This is a genomic window from Streptomyces sp. NPDC127092, from assembly GCF_042722475.1.
In the GTDB taxonomy this organism is placed as follows: domain Bacteria; phylum Actinomycetota; class Actinomycetes; order Streptomycetales; family Streptomycetaceae; genus Streptomyces.
This window is the reverse complement of sequence record NZ_JBHXFE010000100.1, coordinates 1-343: the sequence shown is the minus strand read 5'-3', so window position 1 is coordinate 343 and position 343 is coordinate 1. Positions and strand designations below refer to the sequence as shown.

At 55.1% G+C, this 343-nt stretch carries 1 rRNA gene (cut by a window edge); it reads right to left on the bottom strand.

Annotated features, from left to right (window positions below):
* Nucleotides 1-343 (bottom strand): 16S ribosomal RNA (locus ACFWJO_RS37330) (its annotated part extends 241 nt beyond the left edge of the window); the annotation flags it as partial.

The following is a 343-nucleotide window of genomic DNA, read 5'->3' as shown; positions in this document are numbered from 1 at the left end:
ATTGTAGCATGCGTGAAGCCCAAGACATAAGGGGCATGATGATTTGACGTCGTCCTCACCTTCCTCCGAGTTGACCCCGGCAGTCTCCCATGAGTCCCCACCATTACGTGCTGGCAACATGGAACGAGGGTTGCGCTCGTTGCGGGACTTAACCCAACATCTCACGACACGAGCTGACGACAACCATGCACCACCTGTGAACCCGCCCCAAAGGGGAAACCGTATCTCTACGGCGATCGAGAACATGTCAAGCCTTGGTAAGGTTCTTCGCGTTGCATCGAATTAATCCGCATGCTCCGCCGCTTGTGCGGGCCCCCGTCAATTCCTTTGAGTTTTAGCCTTG